Here is a 20,604-nt window from a genome sequence, read left to right as displayed (position 1 = left end):
TCCCGATAAAACGCCGGTGATGCGACATCTTGCCCTAAGCTGTCCCGACCCTGCCCGTTGCCGTGGCGTCACCCGCGGTCGCGAGGAGTTTGGGCCGGGCACTGCGGCGGGGTCCGAAGGTGGTGAGACCTGCCCTGCCCGCTGCGGCCGTGGCGCCCGTCCGGCCGTCGGCCGGTCCGAAGCTCGGGCAACCGGCCCCATTGCTGGCCCAGTGCTGGCCCAGTGCTGGCCCCGGGTGTTGCCCCAGTGCTGGCCCTGAGTGTCGGCCCCGGGCGGTGCGGGTTCAGGTCAGGCGGGCCGCGACGACGCGGTCCCTGCCATCCAGATCGGGCCTGATCCGGGTCACGTCAAGACCCGCGCGCCGAAACAGGCCCGAGACCGCCCGCCCCTGCGTGGGCCCGATCTCGACGATCAGCCGGCCGCCGGGGGCAAGATGCGCCGCGGCGCCGCGCGCGATCTCGCGATAGGCGTCAAGCCCGTCGCCGCCCGGCGTCAGCGCCATCGCCGGTTCCCAGTCGCGGACCTCGGGCGAGAGGTCCGCCATCTCGTCCTGCGCGATGTAGGGCGGGTTCGAGACGATGAGGTCGAAGGGCCCGGTGCCGCCCGCGGCGTCGTACCAGTCCGACTGCAGCAGCCGCGCGCGCGCCTGCAGGCCCAGCCGCCCGGCATTCTCGCCCGCGACCGCGAGCGCGCCCGGCGACAGGTCGAGCCCGACGCCCGAGGCCTCCGGCCGCTCGGCCAGCAGCGTCAGCAGGATGCAGCCGGTGCCGGTGCCAAGGTCGAGCACCCGCCCGAAGGGCTGCGCCAGCGCCTCGGCCACCAGCTCCTCGGTCTCGGGGCGGGGATCGAGCGTGTCGCGGGTGACGCGGAAGCTGCGGCCCCAGAACAGCCGCTCGCCGGTGATCTGCGCCACCGGGCGGCGCCGCAGCCGCTCCTCGATCGCGGCGGCGAAGGCGGCGGCGGCGACGGGGGCCAGCGGCTCGGCCATGTGCAGCGACAGCCGGTCGGCGGCCACGCCCAAGGCATGGGCCATCAGCCGGCGCGCGTCGCGCATCGGGTCGTCGATCCCGGCGGCCGACAGGCCCGGGATCGCGGCGCGGATCGCCTGCGCGGCGGTGCGGGCCGGGATCACGCCGCGCCCCCCTCCAGCGCCGCGAGCCGCTGCGCCTGGTCGTGCGCGACCAGCGCGTCGATGATCGCGCCGAGGTCGCCCTGCAGGATCTGGCCCAGCGAATAGAGCGTGAGGTTGATGCGGTGGTCGGTCATGCGCCCCTGCGGGAAGTTGTAGGTCCGGATCCGTTCCGAGCGGTCGCCCGTGCCCACCTGCGAGCGGCGGTCGGCGGCGCGCTCGGCATCGGCGCGGGCGCGCTCGGCGTCGTAGAGACGGGCGCGCAGCACGGCCATCGCGTTGGCGCGGTTCTGGTGCTGCGACTTCTCGGACGAGGTCACGACGATGCCGGTGGGCAGGTGGGTGATGCGCACGGCCGAGTCGGTGGTGTTGACGTGCTGCCCGCCCGCCCCGCTCGCGCGCATCGTGTCGATGCGGATGTCGCTGGCGGGAATGTCGATGTCGACCTCGGCGGCCTCGGGCAGCACTGCCACGGTCGCGGCCGAGGTATGGATGCGCCCGCCCGATTCCGTCTCGGGGACGCGCTGCACCCGGTGCACGCCGGATTCGTATTTCAGCCGGGCGAAGACCCCCTCGCCCGCGATCCGCGCCATCGCCTCCTTGACGCCGCCAAGCTCGGTCGGGGCGTAGTCCAGCAGCTGGAAGTCCCAGCCCTGCGCCTCGGCGTGGCGCTGGTACATCCGCAGCAGGTCGCCCGCGAACAGCGCCGCCTCCTCGCCGCCGGTGCCGGGGCGGATCTCGAGGATGGCGGGGCGCGCGTCGGCGGCGTCCTTGGGCAGCAGCGCGATGCGCAGCCGGCCCTCCATCTCGGGGATGCGCGCCTTCAGCCGCGGGATCTCGTCCTCGGCCAGCGCGCGCATCTCGGGGTCCGACAGCATCGCCTCGGCCTCGGACAGGTCCGCGACCGCCTGGCGCCAGGCCGCGATCTCGGTCACGACGGGGCGCAGGTCGGTGTATTCGCGGCTGAGATCGGCGATCTCGGCGGGGCTCGCGCCCTCGTTCAGCCGCGCCTCGAGGAAGGCGAAGCGGCGGGTGATCTGGTCGAGCGTCTCTTCGGGCAGCATGGTCCGCGATCTAGCGCGGTTTGGCGCGCGTGGGAAGCGCGACGAACGCGGGCCCGGCCCGCGCCGCCTTGGCCCGCCCTGCCTTGCCCCGCCCCCGCGATGCCGGCGACGCGCCCGGCCCCTCCACGCCCGGTGGTGCGGATCGCGGGGCTTCGGGACGATCCGTCGCTGGCGCGCCCGCGGCACACCCCGATCGCGCGGGCGGATGGCGCTGGCGGCGATGGTGGCGGCGTTGCAGGTCCGGCCGGAAGATGACTGCGGCGACTGTGGAACACGCGGCGAAGCCGGGATGGCACGCAGCCACCGGCAGGCCGGGCAAGACGGCCGGCACGGCAGACGGCGGGCCGCCCCGGGTTCGTTACCCGGAAACCGCCGAGCGGTCAGGTGGCACGCAAGCACCCGGACAGCCGCCCGCCGGACCCGCCGCACGGCATGGGCCGCCACGGCGCCACTCCGCTACGCGGATCGACGGCACGCGGGTCCCGGCGGCCGCGACCGGACGCCCCGCGCGGCGCCCGACAGGAGGGTCCGGTCCGTCACCCTGCATCTTTCCCGCGCAGGTGGGCGGCGGGCGGGCACCGGCGGGACAGCCATGATACCCTGTGCGACAGGTAGGGACGCCCACCGGTCATCACCGTGCACCTCCCCCGCGCAGGCGAGCGGCACGCGGTCACCGGCGAAACGGCCCGCCCCTCGGCGGCAGGCAGCCGGGCGCCTTTGGCGCCAGCGCCGTGAACCTCCGCCGCGCGGGCGGGTGGTGCGCGGCACCGGCAGGCAGGGGGGGCCGCCCGTGAGGCCGCTGCCGCGCCACCGCGCCGGGCGGACAGGTGCTGCGCGGACGGCTGGCGGCGGGTAGCGCCGGGCCGTGTCTGCCTGTCCGTGCGGGGCGTGCGGGGCGCTCCGGCACGGGCGGGCTCCGGCACGGGCGGGCTCCGGCACGGGCGGGCTCCGGCGCGGGTGACGGCGCGGGTGAAGGCGCGGGTGAAGGCGGCGGGGCGGCACTGCGGCACGGCGCTGGCGCGGGCGGTGGCGGCGCGCTACGGATGGCGCCACCGCCCCTGATGCCGGAGAGCCCGATGAAGCCCGCGCCCCTTGCCCCTGCCCCCGACGATGCCGATCAGCGCCGCGCGGTGGCGCCGGTGATCTGCTACCCGGTCGACACGCTGCCGCGCCCCGACCTTGCGGCCTACCGCGCGCTGCGCGACGGGCTGGTGACGGTGGACGAGGTGATCGTGCCGCCGCGCGACGGCGCCGCCTTCACCGTGCCGCAGGGCCACTTCTGCCGCATCCACTCGGTCGAGGGCCCGCAGGTCGGCGACCTGAACCTGTGGAATGCCGACGACCTCGACGAGGCGTTCTTCTCGGGCAAGACCCGGGCGCTGCACGGCACCCATGTCGGCCCCGGCGACCGGCTGTGGTCGAAGCTGCCGTACCTGCGGCCGATGGCGACCGTCACCCATGACACGCTGGACTGGTACGGCTTCGACACCTTCGGCGGTGGCTGCCACGACGTGATCGGCACCCGCTGCGATCCCTACACCCACGCGCTGCTGAGCGAGGGCGGCCAGTACCACCACTGCTGCCACTCGAACCTGACCCGCGCCCTCGCGCAGGCGCGCGCGCTGCCGGCGGACGAGGCCGAGCGGCGGGTGCACGACGTGCTCAACGTCTTCATGTGCACCGGCTTCACCCGCGACACCGGGCAGTATTTCATGAAGGCGAGCCCGGTCCGGCCCGGCGACTATTTCGAGTTCTTCGCCGAGATCCCGCTGCTGGGCGCACTTTCGGCCTGCCCGGGTGGCGACTGCTCGGCCAGCCACTCCTCGGACGCCGCCGCCTGCTTCCCGCTCCGGGTCGAGATCCTGCGCCCGGCCCGCCTGCCCGACGGCTGGTCGCCGCCCGCGCCCGCCGCCTACGACCGCAGCCACGGGCTGTGAGCGCCACCACCCCGTAAGCCGCACCAGCCTCTCACCCGCCGACCGACCGCCACGCCGCGCGCGGTCGGCCGGGCCCGCGGCGGTGACGGGCGGTGCCGGGGAAGACGGAGGGCGCCGCCGGCCCTACGGTCCTGCACCGGCAGGAGAACCTGCCCCGGCGATGCCCCCGCGCGCCCGGCCGGCAGGTCCTGCCCGGGCGAAGCGGGGCCGGGTCAGACTCGCACGGTGACTGGCACGGTGACCGGCGCGGTGGTGCGCCATGACCGCACCGGACCGAGCCCCCGACCGACAGGGCCACCGGCGCAGGGCGCGCCCCGCCGGCACGCCTTGCGCGGCCGGTCGGACGCGCCGCCGTGCCGGATGGCCCGGCGCCCGGGCCGCAGCGCGCGAACTCCCGCCACGCCCGGGAACCCGACCGCGCCGCCCTCGGGCGGGCGGCAGCCGCCGAAGAAAAAAGGTCAGGCGGTCAGCTCGATCCAGACCGGCACGTGGTCCGAGGGTTTTTCCCGCCCGCGCACCTCGCGGTCGATGCCGGCATCGACCAGCAGGTCGGCGGCCTGCGGCGTCAGCAGCAGGTGGTCGATGCGGATGCCGTTGTTCTTCTCCCAGGCGCCGGCCTGGTAGTCCCAGAACGAATACTGCCCCGGGCGCGGCTCGCGCGCGCGGAAGGCATCCGTCAGCCCGAGGTTCACCAGCCGGCGGAACGCGGCGCGGGTCTGGGGCAGATACAGCGCGTCGGCAACCCAGGCATCGGGGCGCGCCGCATCGGCGGGGGTCGGGATGACGTTGTAATCGCCGGCGAAAACCGCCGCCTCCTCGCCCGCCAGCACCTCGGCGACGCGGTCCTGCATCCGCGCCATCCAGGCCAGCTTGTAGTCGTATTTCGGCCCCGGCGCCGGGTTGCCGTTCGGCAGGTACAGCCCCGCGATCCGCAGCGGCCGCAGATCGCCCAGCACCACCGCCTCGATCCAGCGCGACTGCTCGTCGGTCTCGTCGCCGGGCAGGCCGCGCCGGATGTCCTCGATCGGCAGCCGCGACAGGATCGCCACGCCGTTGAAGCCCTTCTGGCCATGGGTCTCGACCCGGTAGCCCATCGCCTCGATCGCCTCGCGCGGAAAGCCCTCGTCGACCGACTTGATCTCCTGCAGCAGCGCGACGTCGGGGCGGGCCTCGGCCAGCCAGGCGACCAGCGCCTCGATCCGCGCCTTGACGCCGTTGATGTTGAAGGTGGCGATCTTCATCGGGGGGCCTCCGTTGCGGTGGCCCTTGGTAGGCGAGCCGGGGCACGAGTGCAACTTGGCCCTGCCCGGCCGCGGCGACGCGCTCGCCCCGGGCGACCGGCGCGGCCGGGCAAGGACCGGACCGGGGCCGGACCGGTGGCGCCGGGGGGAGCCGGGGGGGCCGACACGGGCGCCGGCGCCCGCTCTGGTCGACCTGCCGGAGAACACCGGCCCGGCCGTGCCGGCAGGCCGCGGCGATCAGGCCCGATCGCGGTGCCCGGCCGCCCCCGGCGCCTCGCCGGCCGCCAGCCCGACGAGCCAGTCGCCGAAGGCCGCCGCCACCGCGCCCGACCCGGTCGCCCCGGCCGACAGCAGCAAATAGGTGCTGCCGTCCTCGCGAAAGCCCTGCGGCGCGACCAGAAGCCCCGCGTCGAGATCGTCGCGCACGAGCTGCCAGGGGCCGATCGCCACGCCCAGCCCGGCGACCGCCGCCTGCAGGCTGAAATAGAAATGCTCGAACTGCTGCGCCGGGGCGCCCGCCGGCCCCGCGCCCGCCAGCGCCTCCCAGCGCGCCCAGGCGCCGGGGCGCGTGCGGGTGTGCAGCCGCGGCGCCGCGCCGGTCAGCCGGCCGGCCGCGAAGAAGGCCGCCGCGCGGTCGGGGCGGCAGACCGGGCCGATGCGCTCGGCAAACAGCGGCCGGGCGTGATAGCTCTCGGGCCAGTCGAAATCGTCGCGCCGGATCGCAAGGTCGATGCCGGCGCCCAGCGGCACCGGCCCGCCCCCGGCGACCAGCCGCACATCGGCGCGCGGATGCGCGGCATGGAACCCGGGCATCCGCGGGATCAGCCACCGCATCAGCAGCGTCGGCTCGCACGACACCGTGACCGGCGCCGCGGCGCGGTCGTCCCGGATCCGGCGGACCTCGGCCTCGATCTCGCCCAGCCCGCGCGCGGTGACCTGCGCGAGGCGCCGCCCGGCATCGGTCAGGAAAACCGCACGGTTGCGCCGCTCGAACAGCGGGGTCCCCAGATCCTCTTCCAGCAGGCGCACCGCGCGGCTGACCGCGCCATGGGTCAGGTTCAGCCGCTCTGCCGCCTTGGAAAAGCTTTCGACCTCGGCCGCGACGCGGAAACAGGCCAACGCGGGCAGCGATGTGACGAGATGCCTCATGTGTCAGCTTTTCTCACGCATTGCGCCAGATGTCATCGTTTTTCGCCACCGCCCGGCGGCGCTATCCAGCGGCCAGTCGAAAGGAGACGCCCATGACCGAATGGATCGCCGTCATCACCATCACCCTGCTTGCCGTGATCAGCCCGGGGCCCGACTTCGCCATGGTGTCGCGCAACGCGCTGACGCTGTCGCGCCGCGCGGGGCTCTTGACCGCCGTCGGCATCGGCCTCGGCGTGCTGGTCCATGTCGGCTACACGCTTCTGGGCGTCGGCCTGCTGATCCGCGAGACGCCGGCGCTTTTTGACCTGCTGAAGCTGGTGGGCGCGGCCTATCTCGTGCGGCTGGGCGTCGGGATGCTGGCCAGCCGCCCCGCCCCGCCACCCGCCGATCCGACGCCCGCCGCCGCGACATCCACGACCGCCGGCGCGCCGTCGGATCTGGGCGCACTGCGGACGGGTTTCCTGACCAACGCGCTCAATCCCAAGACCACGATCTTCATCGTCAGCCTGTTCCTGCAGGTCGTGGGGACCGACACGCCGCTGGCGACGCGGCTGGCCTACGGGCTGTTCATCGCCCTTGCCCATGTCGGCTGGTTCGCCGCCGTCGGGCTGTTTCTGGGCGCCGCGCCGATCCGGCACCGGATCCTCGGGATGCGGCACTGGATCGACCGGGTCTTCGGGCTGGCGCTGGTGGGCTTCGGCCTCGCGCTCGGGGTGGCCGGGATCGCGGGCGGCTGAGGTCAGCCAAGCGCCATCGCCACCGCGGCCTCGCAATGCAGCCGCGCGGTGTCGAACATCGGCAGGTCGGGGATGTCGTCCTGCCCGATCAGCAGGAAGATCTCGGTGCAGCCGAGGATCAGCCCCTCGACCCCCTCCTCGCGCCGCATCCGCTCGGCGATCTCGACATAGCGGCCGCGCGAGGCGGCGCGGATCTCGCCCTTCACAAGCTCGTCGAAGATGATGCGGTCGATCTCGGCCTGCTCGGCGCCGGTCGGGCTGATGGCCTCGATGCCGAAGCCCTCCCGCCAGCGCGCCGCCATGTCGCCCGAGGCCATCACCGGCCGGGTGCCGAACAGCGCGACCCGCCGCATGCCGGCCCGCCGCATCGCCTCGCCCGTGGGCGTGGCGATGTGCAGCAGCGGCACCGGCAGCTCGCGCATGATCGGCTCCAGCGGCCGGTGCAGCGTGTTCGACACGCACAGGATCAGATCGGCGCCGCCGGCGACCAGCGCCGCGACCTTGCCGCGCATGTAGGCGGTCAGCCCCGGCCAGTCGTCGGCGCGCACCATGGCCTCGATATTGCCGAAGTTCATCCCCGCGATCAGCGTCTCGGCGATCTCCCACCCGCCGAGGCGCGCGTTCACGCCCTCGTTCAGGAAGCGGTAATACTCCATCGTGGCGACGTTCGACGATCCGCCAAGCAGGCCGATGGTCTTGAGGGGAAGCGGGCGGTCGATCATTGCGGAACCTTCTGTGTCAGGGTGGTTCCACGGATCTGGCAGGTCAGGCGGCGCCGGTCTTGAACGCGCTTGACGCCACGCGGCTGGCGGCGAAGGCGCCGGGGGTGACGGCATAGGTGCGCTTGAACCAGCGGTTGAGGTGGCTCTGATCGGCAAAGCCCGCGGCCTGCGCCGCCTGCGCAAGCGGCACGCCGGCCGCGATCAGCTCGCGCGCGCGGCGGGTGCGCAGCGCGGTCAGGTGCTGGAACGGCGACTGCCCGAAGGCCTGCCGAAACCGGCGCGACAGGTGTTCGGGCGAAAGCTCGGCCAGACGGGCAAGGTCGTGCAGCGACGGCGTGGCGCAGAGATCGTCGGCCAGCCGCTCGCGCACCCGCCGCAGCCCGGGCGCCGGCCCGGGCCCGCGCGCGGCGCCCCCGGGGGCGGCAAGCAGCTCGGACAGCAGCTCGGCCAGGGCCAGCGGGGGCGCGGGCGGAGTGGCGGGCGGGGTTGCGGGCGAGGGTCCCGGCCCGGCCCCCGCGACCTCCGGCTCGGCCAGCGCGGCGCGCAGCCGCGCCATCGCCCCGGCCCGCCGGTGCAGCCTGTGCCCGGCGACGGCCGCCTCGACCCGGCCGGGCGCGAGCCCGGTGGCGGCGGCGATCTGGCCCGGGGACAGGTAGACCGACAGATAGTGCCAGCCCGGCCCGGCGCCGGTCGCGCCCCGGTGCAGGGTTTCCGGCCCGATCACCAAGAGGTCGCCGGCCGCAACGTCGAAGGCCTGCTGCCCGCAGCGCACCTGCTTGTACCCGGCGCCATAGGCGGCGATCACGACCTCGGCATGGCGGTGCGGGCTGTACTCGAACCGCGTCACGCGGCTTTCCAGCGCATCGAACCCGCCCAGCGCGCGCGACCGCCAGATCCGTGAAGCGTCCATGCCGATCCCCTCCGCGCCCGCAACCCGAGTGCCCCGCGCCAGTGCCACGGGCCCGCCCCGCACGATATCAGCCCCCGAAGACCGACGGAACGCCGTGCCGGAGCAGGGATCATCGGCTCACTCCGCGACGAGGCTACCTGGGAAAAGAACCCGACCTGGTGGAGACGAACAGCGCACCCGGAACGGCCATCGCCGCGCCAGCCAAAATCAAATCAATGCAGACACTTGCACGCCGATGCTGATGCGGTGTCTCAACCGGCACCCCGCCCTCGCACCCGCGAGATACGACCGTCCCGGAACGCCGCCGCAGCGGCGCCGGGTCGCCCGTGTCAGGCTGGGATCACAGCGAGAAGCTGGTCCCGCAGCCGCAGGACGAGGTCGCGTTCGGATTCTCGATCACGAAGCGCGCGCCGATCAGCTCTTCGGTGAAATCGATCACCGCGTTCTGCAGGAACGGCAGCGAGACCGGGTCGACCAGCACCCGCTGGCCCTCGCCCTCGAGCACGATGTCGTCCGACACCGGGTCGTCGAGGCGGATGTCGTATTGAAAGCCCGAGCAGCCGCCACCCTCGACGGCGACGCGCAGCGACTTGGCCTCGCCGGTGGCGGCGTTGATCTCGGCCAGCCGGGCGAAGGCGCGCGGCGTGACCTTGGGGGGGAGTACGAGGTCCATGAGGCGAAAACCGTATCATTCCGGTGACAAACCCCATATAGGCTCGCCCCGAGCGGCCCGCAAGGACGCCGGGCGAACCGGTGCACCGGGCCTTGGGACAAGCGGCCGGGTCCTGCGCCCGGCGAACCGACGGACTGCCACGTGCCGAACCAGGCCACACCCTTCCTCGCCCCCTATGCCTGCCAGCCCGAGCTGAGCCGCGGGCGCCTGCATGGCGAGCAGATGTCGACCTTCCGCTCGCCGTTCCAGCGCGACCGCGACCGGATCATCCATTCCTCGGCCTTCCGGCGGCTGAAGCACAAGACCCAGGTCTTCGTCGAGCACGAGGGCGACTATTACCGCACCCGCCTGACCCACACGATCGAGGTCGCGCAGGTCGCGCGCACCATCGCCGGGCACCTGGGGCTGAACACCGACCTGGCCGAGGCGGTGGCGCTGGCCCACGACCTGGGCCACCCGCCCTTCGGCCACACCGGCGAGGATGCGCTGGCGGTGCTGATGCAGCCCTACGGCGGCTTCGATCACAACGCCCAGGCACTGCGGATCGTCACCCGGCTGGAAAAGCACTATGCCGGCTTCGACGGGCTGAACCTGACCTGGGAGACGCTCGAGGGCATGGCCAAGCACAACGGCCCGGTCACCGGGCCGCATGCCTCGGGCTCGCACAGCGTCAAGGAGGGCGAGCCGCTGCCCTATGCGCTGGCCGACGTGAACCGGGCCTGGGACCTCGAGCTTGCGTCCTTCGCCTCGGCCGAGGCGCAGGTGGCGGCGGTGGCCGACGACGTGGCCTACAACCACCACGACCTGCATGACGGCCTGCGCGCGGGGCTGTTCACGGAAGAGGACCTGATGGAGCTGCCGGTCACCGGCCCCTGCTTCGAGGAGGTCGACCGGCTCTGGCCCGGGCTCGACCCGGCGCGGCGGCGGCACGAGGCGCTGCGGCGCGTCTTCGGGGTGATGGTCGAGGACGTGATCGCGGTGGCGCAGAACCGGCTGGCCTCGGCCCGGCCGCAATCGGTCGACGAGATCCGGGCGATGGAGGGGACGATCATCCGCTTCTCCAAGCCGCTGTACCAGAACCTCAAGGCGATCAAGAGCTTCCTCTTCACCCGGATGTACCGCGCGCCCACGGTGGTGGTCGAGCGCCAGCGGGTGACGGCGATGATCAACGACCTGTTCCCGCTGTTCCTCGACGATCCGCGGCTGTTGCCCGAGGACTGGCAGGCCGACATCCGCGAGGCGGCCGGCGACCGGACCCTGACCGCGCGGGTGGTGCTGGACTATGTCGCGGGCATGACCGACCGCTTCGCGATCCAGGAACACGAACGCCTGTTCGGCGAGGCGCCCCGCACCTGAGCGCCACGCCTGACCGCCCGGGCTGACCGCTGGCGCGAGCGGGGCGCGGAGGCCCCGCCGGAGGGCCTTCGTCTTCGTGGCCTCCCTCACCGGGGTCCGTCACCGGGACCGGTCCGGTCGAACGCGCGCGCGGGGTGCGCGGTGTCGCGCCCGGCGGTCGCGTGGGCGCGTGGCCGCCTGACAAAGCGACGGCCCGGTCCCTGCCCGGATCCGGCCGATCCCGCCTTTGCCGCAGCTTTTTGCGCGGCTGGCACGGCCCTGCCGTCCCGACCACCACCCGGCGCGCGCCGTGCCTGCCGGTCAAAGCGCCCGGCCGTCGCCGGACGGCCGCGCACCCTCTGGCGGCACGCCGCGGATCGGTCCCGTGCTGCCGGCGCAGAAGGCGATCGGGCAGGTCCAAGCCGCGGGCGCGCGGGCCGCGGGCGGCCGTCGCCGCACCCCCGATGCGATTTTTCCGCCGCGGTGCAACCGCCTGCGCCGATCGGCGTTGGCGGGCGACGAAATGCGCAATGCGGGGCAGCGGCAGGATGGAAGAGCTTCACGACCAGGGCCTCGGGCCGATCCTTGCCTTCGCGCTGGTGGGGGCACTGGGGATCGGCTCGCAATGGCTGGCCTGGCGGTTCCGGCTGCCGGGGATCGTGGTGATGCTGGTCGCGGGGATCCTCGCGGGGCCGGTGCTGGGCCTGTTCGATCCCGCGCGCGACATCGGCGCGCTGACGCAGCCGATGATCTCGCTTGCCGTGGCGGTGATCCTGTTCGAGGGCGGGCTGACGCTGGACCTGCGCCGGCTGGGCGACGCGAAGGCCGGGGTGCGGCGGCTGGTGATGATCGGGGCGCCGCTGGGCTGGGCGCTGTCGACGCTGGCGCTGCATTTCGGCGCCGGGCTCGGCTGGGAAAGCTCGGCCGTGTTCGGCGGGCTGATGATCGTCACCGGCCCGACCGTGATCGCGCCGCTGCTGCGCCAGGCCCGCATCGCGCGCCGCCCCGCCAACCTGCTGCAGTGGGAGGCGATCGTGAACGACCCGATCGGCGCGCTTTGCGCGGTCTTCGCCTTCGAGATCGTCTCGGCCTTCGCCACCGGCGAGACGCTGGGCGAGGCGATGGCCGCGGTGGTGACCGGTGTCGCCATCGCCTCGGTCGTGGGGCTTGGCGCGGGCTGGGGGCTGGTGAAGGCGTTCCGCAACGGCTGGGTGCCGGAATACATGAAGGTGCCGGTGCTGTTCGCGGCGCTGCTTGCGACCTTCGCGCTGGCCGACGAGGTGCTGCACGAGAGCGGGCTTCTGACGGTGACGCTGATGGGCTTCCTGATCGCCAATGCCGACCTGCCCAGCCACGACGAGATCCGCCGCTTCAAGGAACAGGCGACGCTGATGCTGGTGTCGGGGGTGTTCATCCTGCTGGCGGCGGGGCTGGACGTGGGCGCGCTGGGGATGCTCGACTGGCGCGACGGGCTGTTCATCGCGCTGGTGGTGGCGCTGGCGCGGCCGCTGACGGTGATGATCGCGCTGGCCGGCAGCCCGGTGCCGATGCCCGAGCGCTGGCTGCTGGCGCTGACGGCGCCGCGCGGGGTGGTGATCGTGGCGGTGGCGGGGCTGTTCGGGCAGCAGCTGGTCGCGGCGGGGATCGAGGACGGCGCGGTGCTGCCGCCGCTGGCCTTCGTGCTGGTGGTGGCGACGGTGGTGCTGCACGGCTTCTCGGTCGGGCCGCTGGCGCGGCGGCTGAGGCTGACGGGGGCCGAGGTGCCGGGGGTGATCGTGCTGGGCGCGGGGCCGTTCGGGCGCGGGCTGGCCGAGGTGCTGTGCCGGGCCGAGCTGCCGGTGCTGATCGCCGATCCCGACCTCGGGCGGCTGGCGGCGGCGCGCCGGGCCGGGCTGCCCGCCTTCTACGGCGACATCCTGTCGGAGGCGGCCGAGGACCGGGTCGAGCTTCTGAACTTCGACGCGATCGTCGCCGCGACCGGCAACGATGCCTACAACAGCCTGATCGCCGCCGGCCTCGGGCCCGAGCTTGGCCGCGAGAAGGTCTGGCAGGTCGCGGGCGAGCGCGACGGCTCGGCCCGCCACGCGCGGCCCGCGCAGTTGTCGGGCCGGGGCTTTGCCGACGGGCGCACGTTGCAGGAACTGGAGGCGATGCTGGCCGAGGGCGCGCGGTTCCGCCTGACCCGGCTGACCGAGGGCTACGGCCTTGGCGACTGGCACGCCGAGCGGCCGCACGCGCTGCCGGTCGCGGTGATCGACGGGCGCGGGCGGTTCGAGATGGTGGCGGCGCCCGACGCGCTGGAGGCCGGGCCCGGCGACCGGATCGTGGCGCTGGTCCCGCCCGGCGCCGAGGAGGGCGAGGCCGGAACCGAGGCGGCGGCGCTGGCGCGCGACGCGCAGCGCACCGCGGCGCGGGCGCGCGAGGACCGAGCCGCGGATGCGACCGCCGAGACCGCCGACGCGGCGCTGCCGGGCACCCTCAGGCCGGCAGGCTGAGGGCGGCAGGCCGAGGGCGGGAGGAAGGGGGCGCTGCCCCCTCGCCCTGGCGGGCTCACCCCCGGGATATTTCGGCAAAGTCGAGAACGAGGAGGGTCAGCCCGCGGCGCGCAGCCGCGCGAACAGCGCCGAGGTGTCCCAGCGGCCGCCGCCCATCTTCTGGACATCCTTGTAGAACTGGTCGACCAGCGCCGTCACCGGCAGCGAGGCGCCGGTCTCGTCGGCGGTGGCCAGGCAGATGCCAAGGTCCTTGCGCATCCAGTCGACGGCGAAGCCGTGGTCGAAATGCCCCTCGGCCATGGTCTTGTGGCGCGCGACCATCTGCCAGCTGCCGGCCGCGCCCTGGCTGATCACCTCGACCACGGCGGCGATGTCGAGCCCGGCCTTCTCGGCGAAGTGCAGCGATTCCGACAGGCCCTGCACCAGGCCCGCGATTGCGATCTGGTTGCACATCTTGGTGGTCTGGCCCTGCCCGCTCGGCCCCATCAGCCGGCAGATCTTGGCATAGGCCGCGATCACCGGCTCGGCCGCGGCATACTGCGCGGGATCGCCGCCGCACATCACCGAAAGCTGCCCGTTCTCGGCCCCCGCCTGCCCGCCCGAGACCGGCGCGTCGACGAAGCCGAACCCGCGCCCGGCCGCCGCCGCCGCGAGTTCGCGCGTCACCGCGGCCGAGACCGTGGTGTGGTCGACGAAGATCGCCCCCGCCGCCATGCCGGCGAAGGCGCCGGTCTCGCCGGTGCAGACCGCGCGCAGGTCGTCGTCATTGCCGACGCAGGCCATCACGAAATCGGCACCCCGCGCGGCCTCGGCCGGGGTCGGCGCGCTGGCGCCGCCGTGCCGGGCGACCCAGGCCTCGGCCTTGGCGGGGCTGCGGTTGTAGACCGTGACCTCGTGACCCGCGCCCTGCAGGTGCCCCGCCATCGGGAAGCCCATCACCCCCAGCCCGAGGAATGCCAGCTTTGCCATCGTCGATCCTTTCCATTGCGAACCGGGGCATTTGCCCTTAATCAGCCGCCCCATGCCCGGTCTTGATGTCCGGCGCATGTCACTCCGCCAAGCTCCCGCCGTCAACCTAGCGATCCCGCCGATGCTGACCGTCTTCCGCTGGCTTCTGAGGATCGTGAGCGGGCTCATCGTGCTCACCGTGCTCGGCACGCTTCTGGTCTACTACTTCGCCGCGGGCTCGCTGCCCGCGTATGACGAGACCGCCCGCGTGCCCGGCATCTCGGCCCCGGTCGAGATCGTGCGCGACACCGGCGACGTGCCCCACATCTTCGGCAAGACCGATGCCGACACCTATTTCGCGCTGGGCTATGTGCATGCGCAGGACCGGCTGTGGCAGATGACGCTGCTGCGCCGCACCGCGCAGGGGCGCCTGTCCGAGATCTTCGGTGCGCGCACGCTGCGCACCGACGAGCTGATGCGCCGGCTCGACCTCTATGGCCTGGCCACCCGCGCGGTCGCGGGGCAGGATGACGAGACCCGGGCCGCGCTCGAGGCCTATGCCCGGGGCGTCAACGCCTGGATCGGCGAGGTGAACGAGCAGGCCCGCGGCCGCGGCGCGCCGGAATTCTTCGTCTTCCCGCCCGAGATCGCCTATTGGCAGCCCGCCGACAGCCTGGCGATCCTGAAGCTGATGGGGGTGCAGCTCAGCTCGGCCGCCCAGTCCGAGGTGCTGCGCGCCCGGCTGTCGCTGCTGGACAAGGACTGGCCGCGCGACCTGATGCCGGCGGCGCCCGGCACCGGGGTGATCGACCTGCCGCGCTATGCCGAGGCCGTGCCCGGGGTGCCGGCTTCGACCGCGGCGCTGCGCCGCGCCGATGCCGCCGAGATGTCGCCCGTCGCGCCGCGCGACATGGCCGGCGCCTCGAACGCCTGGGCCGCGGCGCCGGGGCGGTCGGCGGCGGGCGGCTCGCTGCTGGCCAACGACCCGCACCTGGGCTTCACCGCGCCCTCGACCTGGTATCTCGCGCGGCTGGAACTGCAGTCGGGCGGCGTGATCGGCGCGACGATCCCCGGGGTGCCCGCGGTGATCCTGGGGCGCAACGCCGGGCTGGGCTGGGGGCTGACCACCGCCTATGCCGACGATCAGGACGTGATGATCGAGGAGCTGAACCCGGCCGAGCCGACCGAGTACCGCACCCCCGACGGCTGGAAGGCCTTCGACAGCCGCCGCTCGATCGTGCAGGTCAAGGACCAGCCGCCGGTGACGCTGACGCTGCGCTGGACCGACAACGGCCCGGTGCTGCCGGGCAGCCACTACGACCTCGGCTCGGTCACGCCGGCGGGCCATGTCGCGGCGCTGAGCTGGACGCTGCTGGCCGAGGGCGACACCTCGATGACGGCGGCGATCGGGCTGATGAAGGCGCATACGGTCGACGAGGGCATCGCGGCGGGCGAGCTGTTCGTCGCGCCGGCGCAGAACCTGACGCTGGCCGACGAGAACGGCATCGCGATGGTGACGATCGGCCGGCTGCCGGCGCGCGATCCCGGCCACGACACCAAGGGCATGATGCCCGCCATGGGCTGGAAGGCCGAGAACCGCTGGCAGGGCACGCTGCCCTATGCGCAGAACCCGCGGGTGGTGAACCCCGAGGGCGGCATCCTTGGCAACACCAACAACAAGACCGTCGACCGGCCGTTCCCGAACCATGTCTCGTTCGACTGGGGCGACACCCAGCGCATCCAGCGCTGGCAGCGGCTGATGCAGGAGCGCGAAGTGCATTCGCGCGAGAGCTTCATCGCGGCGCAGCTCGACACCACCTCGCCCGCCGCGCGCTCGCTGCTGCCGCTGGTCGGCGCGAACCTGTGGTACACCGGCGAGGCCGCGCCCGCGGGCACGCCCGAGGCCCGGCGCCAGCGCGCGCTCGAGCTGCTGGCGGACTGGAACGGCGAGATGAGCGAGCACCAGCCCGAACCGCTGATCTACGCCGCCTGGATGCGGGCGCTGCAGGACCGGCTGATCCGCGACGAGCTGGGGCCGCTCGCCGACAGCTTCACCCATGTCGAGCCGCTGTTCATCGAGCGGGTGTTCCGCAACGTCGAGGGCGCCGGGCGCTGGTGCGACGTGCTGCAGAGCGCGCCGGTCGAGACCTGCACCGACATCGCCCGCATGGCGCTGGACGATGCGCTGGTCGGGCTGGCGGACCGCTACGGCCCGAATGTCGAGAGCTGGCGCTGGGGCGATGCGCACCAGGCGGCGCAGGACCACCCGGTGCTGGGCCAGGTGCCGGTGCTGAAATGGTTCGTCAACATCCGCCAGTCGACCTCGGGCGGCGACTTCACGCTGAACCGCGGCCTGACCCGCGGCACCGGCGCCGACCCGTTCCTGAACGTGCACGGCGCGGGCTATCGCGGGATCTACAACTTCGCCGATCCCGACAGCTCGGTCTTCGTGATCTCGACCGGGCAGTCCGGCCACCCGCTGTCGCGCCATTACGACGACCTGGCCGAGCTGTGGCGCCAGGGCGAGTACCTGCCGATGTCGCTCGACCCCGCGCTCGCGCGCGCGGCGGCGACCGGCATCACCCGGCTGGAGCCCGAGACGCCATGACGGTTAGGCCATGACCGACACCCGTCTGCCCGTTCCGGCGCCGCCCGCTCTGGCCCCGCTTGCCCCGGTGCCGCCCGCATCGGCGTCCGCTCCGGCCCCGCTCGCTCCGTCGCCGCTGCCCCCGGCCTGGACCCGGCCCGAGGACCTCGTCGCCGCCGGCCTCGCCGCGCCCGGCGACACCGCGGACCTCGCCGAGATCGCGGCGGCCTTCCGCATCCGCGTGCCACCGGCGCTGCAACAGGCGATGACTGCGCCCGACGACCCGATCGGGCGCCAGGTGATCCCGACCCGCGACGAGCTGGAGATCGGCCCCGCCGCGCTGCACGACCCGATCGGCGACCGCACCCATGCGCCGGTGGCGGGGCTGACGCACCGCTACCCCGACCGGGTGATCCTGCACCTGACCCAGACCTGCGCGGTCTACTGCCGGTTCTGCTTCCGGCGCGAGACGGTGGGCGCGACCGGACACCTGCCCGAGGACGATCTTGCCGCGGCACTCGCCTATGTCGCGCGGACCCCCGCGATTCGCGAGGTGATCCTGACCGGCGGCGACCCGATGGTGCTGTCGGCGCGGCGCATCGCCGATGTCGCCGCGCGCGTGGCCGCGATCGGCCATGTCGACGGGCTGCGGCTGCACACCCGCATCCCCGTCGTCGCGCCCGAGCGGATCGACGCCGCGATGATCGCGGCGCTGAACCGCCACCCCGCGCCGCGGATCGTGCTGCACACCAACCACGCGCAGGAACTGACCGCTGCGGCCCGGGCCGCGATCGCCCGCCTCGTCGATGCCGGGATCCCGATGCTGTCGCAATCGGTGCTGCTGCGCGGGATCAACGACGACGCGGCGACGCTCGACGCGCTGTTCCGGGCGCTGTCGCGGCTGCGGGTGATGCCCTACTACCTGCACCACTGCGACCTCGCCCGCGGCGCCGAGCATTTCCGCACCACGATCGCCGAGGGCCGCGCGCTGGTGGCGGCGCTGCGCGGCCGGATCCCGGGCCACATGTTGCCGGCCTACGTGCTCGACATCCCCGGCGGCTTCGGCAAGGTGCCGCTGACCGCCGACCATGTCGCCCCCGACGGCCCCGGGCACTGGCGCGTGACCGATACCGCCGGCCGGGTCCATGCCTATGCCGACCCGGAGCGCGGCTGAGGCCCGGACGGGGGGCGCTGCCCCCCGGGGCCTGCGGCCCGCCCCCCGGGATACTTGGACAAAGTCGAAGTATCCGTCCAGGTATTCGACTTTGCTGAAATATCCCGGGGGGCCGCGGCACGCGGCGGGGGCGGAGCCCCCTCGCGGCGTCAGGCGGCGGCGGCGATCAGCCGGATGCGCTCGACCATAGCGCGGACACCGTTCGAGCGCTGGGCCGAAAGGTGGCGATCCAGGCCGAGCCGCGCGAGTTCGGCGCCGGCGTCGACCTTGAGCACCTCGGCGGCGGTCAGCCCGGCATAGAGCGCGTGCAGCAGCGCGATCAGGCCGCGCACGATCATCGCGTCGCTCTCGCCGTCGAAGTCGAAGCGCGCCCCGGGGCCCTCGCCGTCGAGCCGCGGCACCAGCCAGACCTGGCTCGCGCAGCCCTCGACCTTGGTGGCCGGCACCCTCAGCGCCTCGTCCAGCGGCGGCATCGCGCGGCCAAGCTCGATCACGTGGCGATAGCGGTCCTCCCAGTCGTCGAGGAAGTCGAAGGTCTCGGCGATCTCTTCGAAGGCGGGGCTGGCCATCGGGTGCTCCTTCAGCGGGTCTTCTGGCGGTCGTCTGCGGGTGGTCCGGGCGTCTTGCGCGCGTCTGCGCCACCGGCCTAGACCCGCGCGGGCGCGGGGTCCAGCCCCCCGGGCGGCGCGGCCGGCGCCAGCCTTCCCTTTTCAAGCCCTTGCGGATCGGCTACCGAAGGCTGCGATGCGCCGCAGGAGATGCCGATGACCGCCTTCAGGACCCTGACCCTCGCGCTTGCCGCCACCGCGCTCGTCGCCGGCTGCGGCACGCGGCTCAACCCGATGACCTGGTTCGGCGGCAGCCGCAGCGAGCCCGTCGCCGCGGCCGAGGCGGCGCCGGTGGCCGCGGCCGACGGCCGGGCGCTGGTGCACGAGGTCACCGCGCTGGAGATCGTCAGGAGCGGCCCGTCGGGGGCGCTGGTCACCGCGACGGGGCTGGCCGCGACGCAAGGCTACTGGAACGCGGCGCTGGTGCCGGTGCCGGGGGGCGAGCCTTCGGTCGCGACCTACCGGTTCGTCGTCGCGCCGCCGCAGGGCCGCACCGCGGTCTCGACCCCGCAATCGCGCGAGCTGACGGCGGCCGCCTTCCTCAATGCCAAGGCCCTGGCCGGCGTGCGCCGGATCGTGGTGCTGGGCGAGACCAACCAGCGCAGCGCCAACCGCTGAGCACGTGAACGACTGAGCGCCGCGCCGGACCCGCCCGCGCGGGCCCGCCGCCCGTGCCGTCAGATCGCGAGCACGCGCACCGCGCCGCCGATCGCCGACAGCGCCACCTCGCCCCGGCAGAGCCGCAGCGCGTCGTTGCCGAAGACCTCGGCCCGCCAGCCCGCCATCGCCGGCCCCTCGCGTTCGCCTGCCGCGATCGCGTCCAGCTCGGCCGCCGTCGCGATCAGCTTCGGCGCGACGCCGGTCTCCTCGGCCTTGGCCTTCAGCAGCACCCGCAGCAGATCGGCGAGCGCGCCGTTCACCTGCAGCTGGTCGCGGCTTTCGGGCACCTTCGGCAGATCGGCCGAAGGGCAGTCCTGCCCCGCCTTCACCGCCGCGATGATCCCGTCCGCGATCTCGCCCCGGCGCGCCTCGCGCAACAGAAGCCGCGAGCGGCCCAGATCCTCGATCGTCGCGGGCTTGGTCGAGGCCAGTTCCAGCAGCGCGTCGTCCTTGTAGACCCGGCTGCGGGGGATGTTCTTGCCCTGCGCATAGGCTTCGCGGAATTTCGCAAGCTCGCGCACCACCGCCAGGAACCGGCCCGAGGTGGTGCGGGTCTTGACCTTCTCCCAGGCCGTCTCGGGGTCGGTCTCGTAGGTGGCGGGGTTCAGCAGGACGCCCAGCTCCTCCTCGACCCAGCTGGTGCGGCCCGAGCGGCGGATCTCTTTCGAGAGGTGATCGTAGATCACCCGCAGGTGCGTCACGTCGGCGATGGCATAGGTCTTCTGCGCATCGGTCAGCGGCCGGCGCGACCAGTCGGTGAAGCGCGAGGTCTTGTCGAGGCTTTCGCGCGCGATCTTGCGCACCAGCGTCTCGTAGCCGACCTGTTCGCCGAAGCCGCAGACCATCGCCGCGACCTGGGTGTCGAACAGCGGCGTCGGGAAGACCTTGCCCTCGACCCAGAAGATCTCGAGATCCTGGCGCGCGGCGTGGAACACCTTGACGGTGCCCTCGTGGCGGAAGAGGTCGTAGAGCGGTTCCAGCGACAGCCTGTCGCCCCCCGCGATCGGGTCGACGAGCACCGCCTCGCCCGACTTGCCGGGCAGCGCGAGCTGGATCAGGCACAGCTTCGACCAATAGGTCCGCTCGCGCAGGAACTCGGTGTCGACGGTGACGTAGTCTTCGGCCTTGGCCGCTTCGCAGAACCGGGCAAGGTCCTCGGTCGTGGTGATCGTGTGCATCCGGGCTTTCGCTGACAGGTGCGGGCTCATCCCGCGGGGAATTGATTTCTCATAGGT

The 20,604-nt window shown here is 73.5% G+C and carries 17 protein-coding genes; 7 read left to right on the top strand and 10 right to left on the bottom strand.

The window, feature by feature from the left end; translation table 11 throughout:
- Window positions 1-283: 283 nt before the first annotated feature.
- Window positions 284-1,132, bottom strand: a complete 849-nt coding sequence (prmC, locus tag V8J39_RS02570; RefSeq protein ID WP_336459302.1) for a peptide chain release factor N(5)-glutamine methyltransferase — start codon at window positions 1,130-1,132, stop codon at window positions 284-286.
- Window positions 1,129-2,193 (bottom strand): peptide chain release factor 1, encoded by a 1,065-nt coding sequence (gene prfA / locus V8J39_RS02565; protein ID WP_336459301.1) that lies wholly within the window; start codon window positions 2,191-2,193, stop codon window positions 1,129-1,131. The genes prmC and prfA overlap by 4 nt, the downstream gene beginning before the upstream one ends.
- A gap of 1,076 nt (window positions 2,194-3,269) precedes the next feature.
- On the opposite strand from prfA, the gene V8J39_RS02560 reads away from it, so the two are divergent.
- The gene (locus V8J39_RS02560) at window positions 3,270-4,130 is read left to right on the top strand and encodes an urea carboxylase-associated family protein (protein WP_336459300.1); all 861 of its coding nucleotides are present in this window, start codon (window positions 3,270-3,272) and stop codon (window positions 4,128-4,130) included.
- A 458-nt stretch (window positions 4,131-4,588) separates the two neighbouring features.
- Here the strand turns inward: V8J39_RS02560 and xth are convergent, their stop codons facing one another.
- Together xth and V8J39_RS02550 are read right to left on the bottom strand one after the other, a co-directional pair.
- Window positions 4,589-5,371: an exodeoxyribonuclease III gene (gene xth / locus V8J39_RS02555; RefSeq protein WP_336459299.1), complete on the bottom strand. Its 783-nt coding sequence runs from the start codon at window positions 5,369-5,371 to the stop codon at window positions 4,589-4,591.
- Window positions 5,372-5,608: 237 nt separating this feature from the next.
- A complete protein-coding gene (locus tag V8J39_RS02550) occupies window positions 5,609-6,520 on the bottom strand; it encodes a LysR family transcriptional regulator (protein WP_336459298.1) in 912 nt (303 codons plus the stop codon).
- A gap of 92 nt (window positions 6,521-6,612) precedes the next feature.
- Between V8J39_RS02550 and V8J39_RS02545 the strand changes: the two genes are divergently transcribed.
- Window positions 6,613-7,257, top strand: coding sequence for a LysE family transporter (locus V8J39_RS02545; protein WP_336459297.1), 645 nt, complete (start codon window positions 6,613-6,615; stop codon window positions 7,255-7,257).
- A 2-nt stretch (window positions 7,258-7,259) separates the two neighbouring features.
- On the opposite strand, the gene V8J39_RS02540 is transcribed toward V8J39_RS02545, so the two are convergent.
- The 3 genes from V8J39_RS02540 to V8J39_RS02530 form a co-directional block, all read right to left on the bottom strand.
- Entirely contained in the window at window positions 7,260-7,979 is a 720-nt protein-coding gene (locus tag V8J39_RS02540) for an aspartate/glutamate racemase family protein (RefSeq protein WP_336459296.1), read from the bottom strand.
- A 43-nt stretch (window positions 7,980-8,022) separates the two neighbouring features.
- On the bottom strand, window positions 8,023-8,889 hold the full coding sequence (locus V8J39_RS02535; protein ID WP_336459295.1) for an AraC family transcriptional regulator: 867 nt from the start codon (window positions 8,887-8,889) through the stop codon (window positions 8,023-8,025).
- A 340-nt stretch (window positions 8,890-9,229) separates the two neighbouring features.
- On the bottom strand, window positions 9,230-9,562 hold the full coding sequence (locus tag V8J39_RS02530) for a HesB/IscA family protein (protein ID WP_336459294.1): 333 nt from the start codon (window positions 9,560-9,562) through the stop codon (window positions 9,230-9,232).
- A 141-nt stretch (window positions 9,563-9,703) separates the two neighbouring features.
- Between V8J39_RS02530 and V8J39_RS02525 the strand changes: the two genes are divergently transcribed.
- Both V8J39_RS02525 and V8J39_RS02520 read left to right on the top strand, forming a co-directional pair.
- Window positions 9,704-10,918, top strand: coding sequence for a deoxyguanosinetriphosphate triphosphohydrolase (locus tag V8J39_RS02525; RefSeq protein WP_336459293.1), 1,215 nt, complete (start codon window positions 9,704-9,706; stop codon window positions 10,916-10,918).
- A gap of 527 nt (window positions 10,919-11,445) precedes the next feature.
- Entirely contained in the window at window positions 11,446-13,392 is a 1,947-nt protein-coding gene (locus V8J39_RS02520) for a cation:proton antiporter (protein ID WP_336459292.1), read from the top strand.
- Window positions 13,393-13,488: 96 nt separating this feature from the next.
- Here the strand turns inward: V8J39_RS02520 and V8J39_RS02515 are convergent, their stop codons facing one another.
- The gene (locus V8J39_RS02515; RefSeq protein WP_336459291.1) at window positions 13,489-14,361 is read right to left on the bottom strand and encodes an NAD(P)-dependent oxidoreductase; all 873 of its coding nucleotides are present in this window, start codon (window positions 14,359-14,361) and stop codon (window positions 13,489-13,491) included.
- 121 nt (window positions 14,362-14,482) lie between these two features.
- Here V8J39_RS02515 and V8J39_RS02510 point away from each other — a divergent pair, with 121 nt between their 5' ends.
- On the top strand, window positions 14,483-16,948 hold the full coding sequence (locus V8J39_RS02510) for a penicillin acylase family protein (protein WP_336460174.1): 2,466 nt from the start codon (window positions 14,483-14,485) through the stop codon (window positions 16,946-16,948).
- Window positions 16,949-16,958: 10 nt separating this feature from the next.
- Window positions 16,959-18,101, top strand: a complete 1,143-nt coding sequence (locus V8J39_RS02505; protein WP_336459290.1) for a lysine-2,3-aminomutase-like protein — start codon at window positions 16,959-16,961, stop codon at window positions 18,099-18,101.
- Window positions 18,102-18,250: 149 nt separating this feature from the next.
- On the opposite strand, the gene V8J39_RS02500 is transcribed toward V8J39_RS02505, so the two are convergent.
- The gene (locus tag V8J39_RS02500) at window positions 18,251-18,670 is read right to left on the bottom strand and encodes a SufE family protein (protein ID WP_336459289.1); all 420 of its coding nucleotides are present in this window, start codon (window positions 18,668-18,670) and stop codon (window positions 18,251-18,253) included.
- Window positions 18,671-18,865: 195 nt separating this feature from the next.
- On the opposite strand from V8J39_RS02500, the gene V8J39_RS02495 reads away from it, so the two are divergent.
- Complete coding sequence (locus V8J39_RS02495; RefSeq protein WP_336459288.1) at window positions 18,866-19,327, top strand: hypothetical protein; 462 nt, start codon at window positions 18,866-18,868, stop codon at window positions 19,325-19,327.
- Window positions 19,328-19,386: 59 nt separating this feature from the next.
- On the opposite strand, the gene rnd is transcribed toward V8J39_RS02495, so the two are convergent.
- Window positions 19,387-20,547, bottom strand: a complete 1,161-nt coding sequence (rnd, locus tag V8J39_RS02490) for a ribonuclease D (protein ID WP_336459287.1) — start codon at window positions 20,545-20,547, stop codon at window positions 19,387-19,389.
- Window positions 20,548-20,604 lie beyond the last annotated feature (57 nt).

This window comes from Frigidibacter sp. MR17.24 (assembly GCF_037095655.1).
Lineage (GTDB): Bacteria > Pseudomonadota > Alphaproteobacteria > Rhodobacterales > Rhodobacteraceae > Frigidibacter.
The sequence above is the reverse complement of the archived record's forward strand: the minus strand, read 5'-3'. Positions and strand labels throughout refer to the sequence as shown.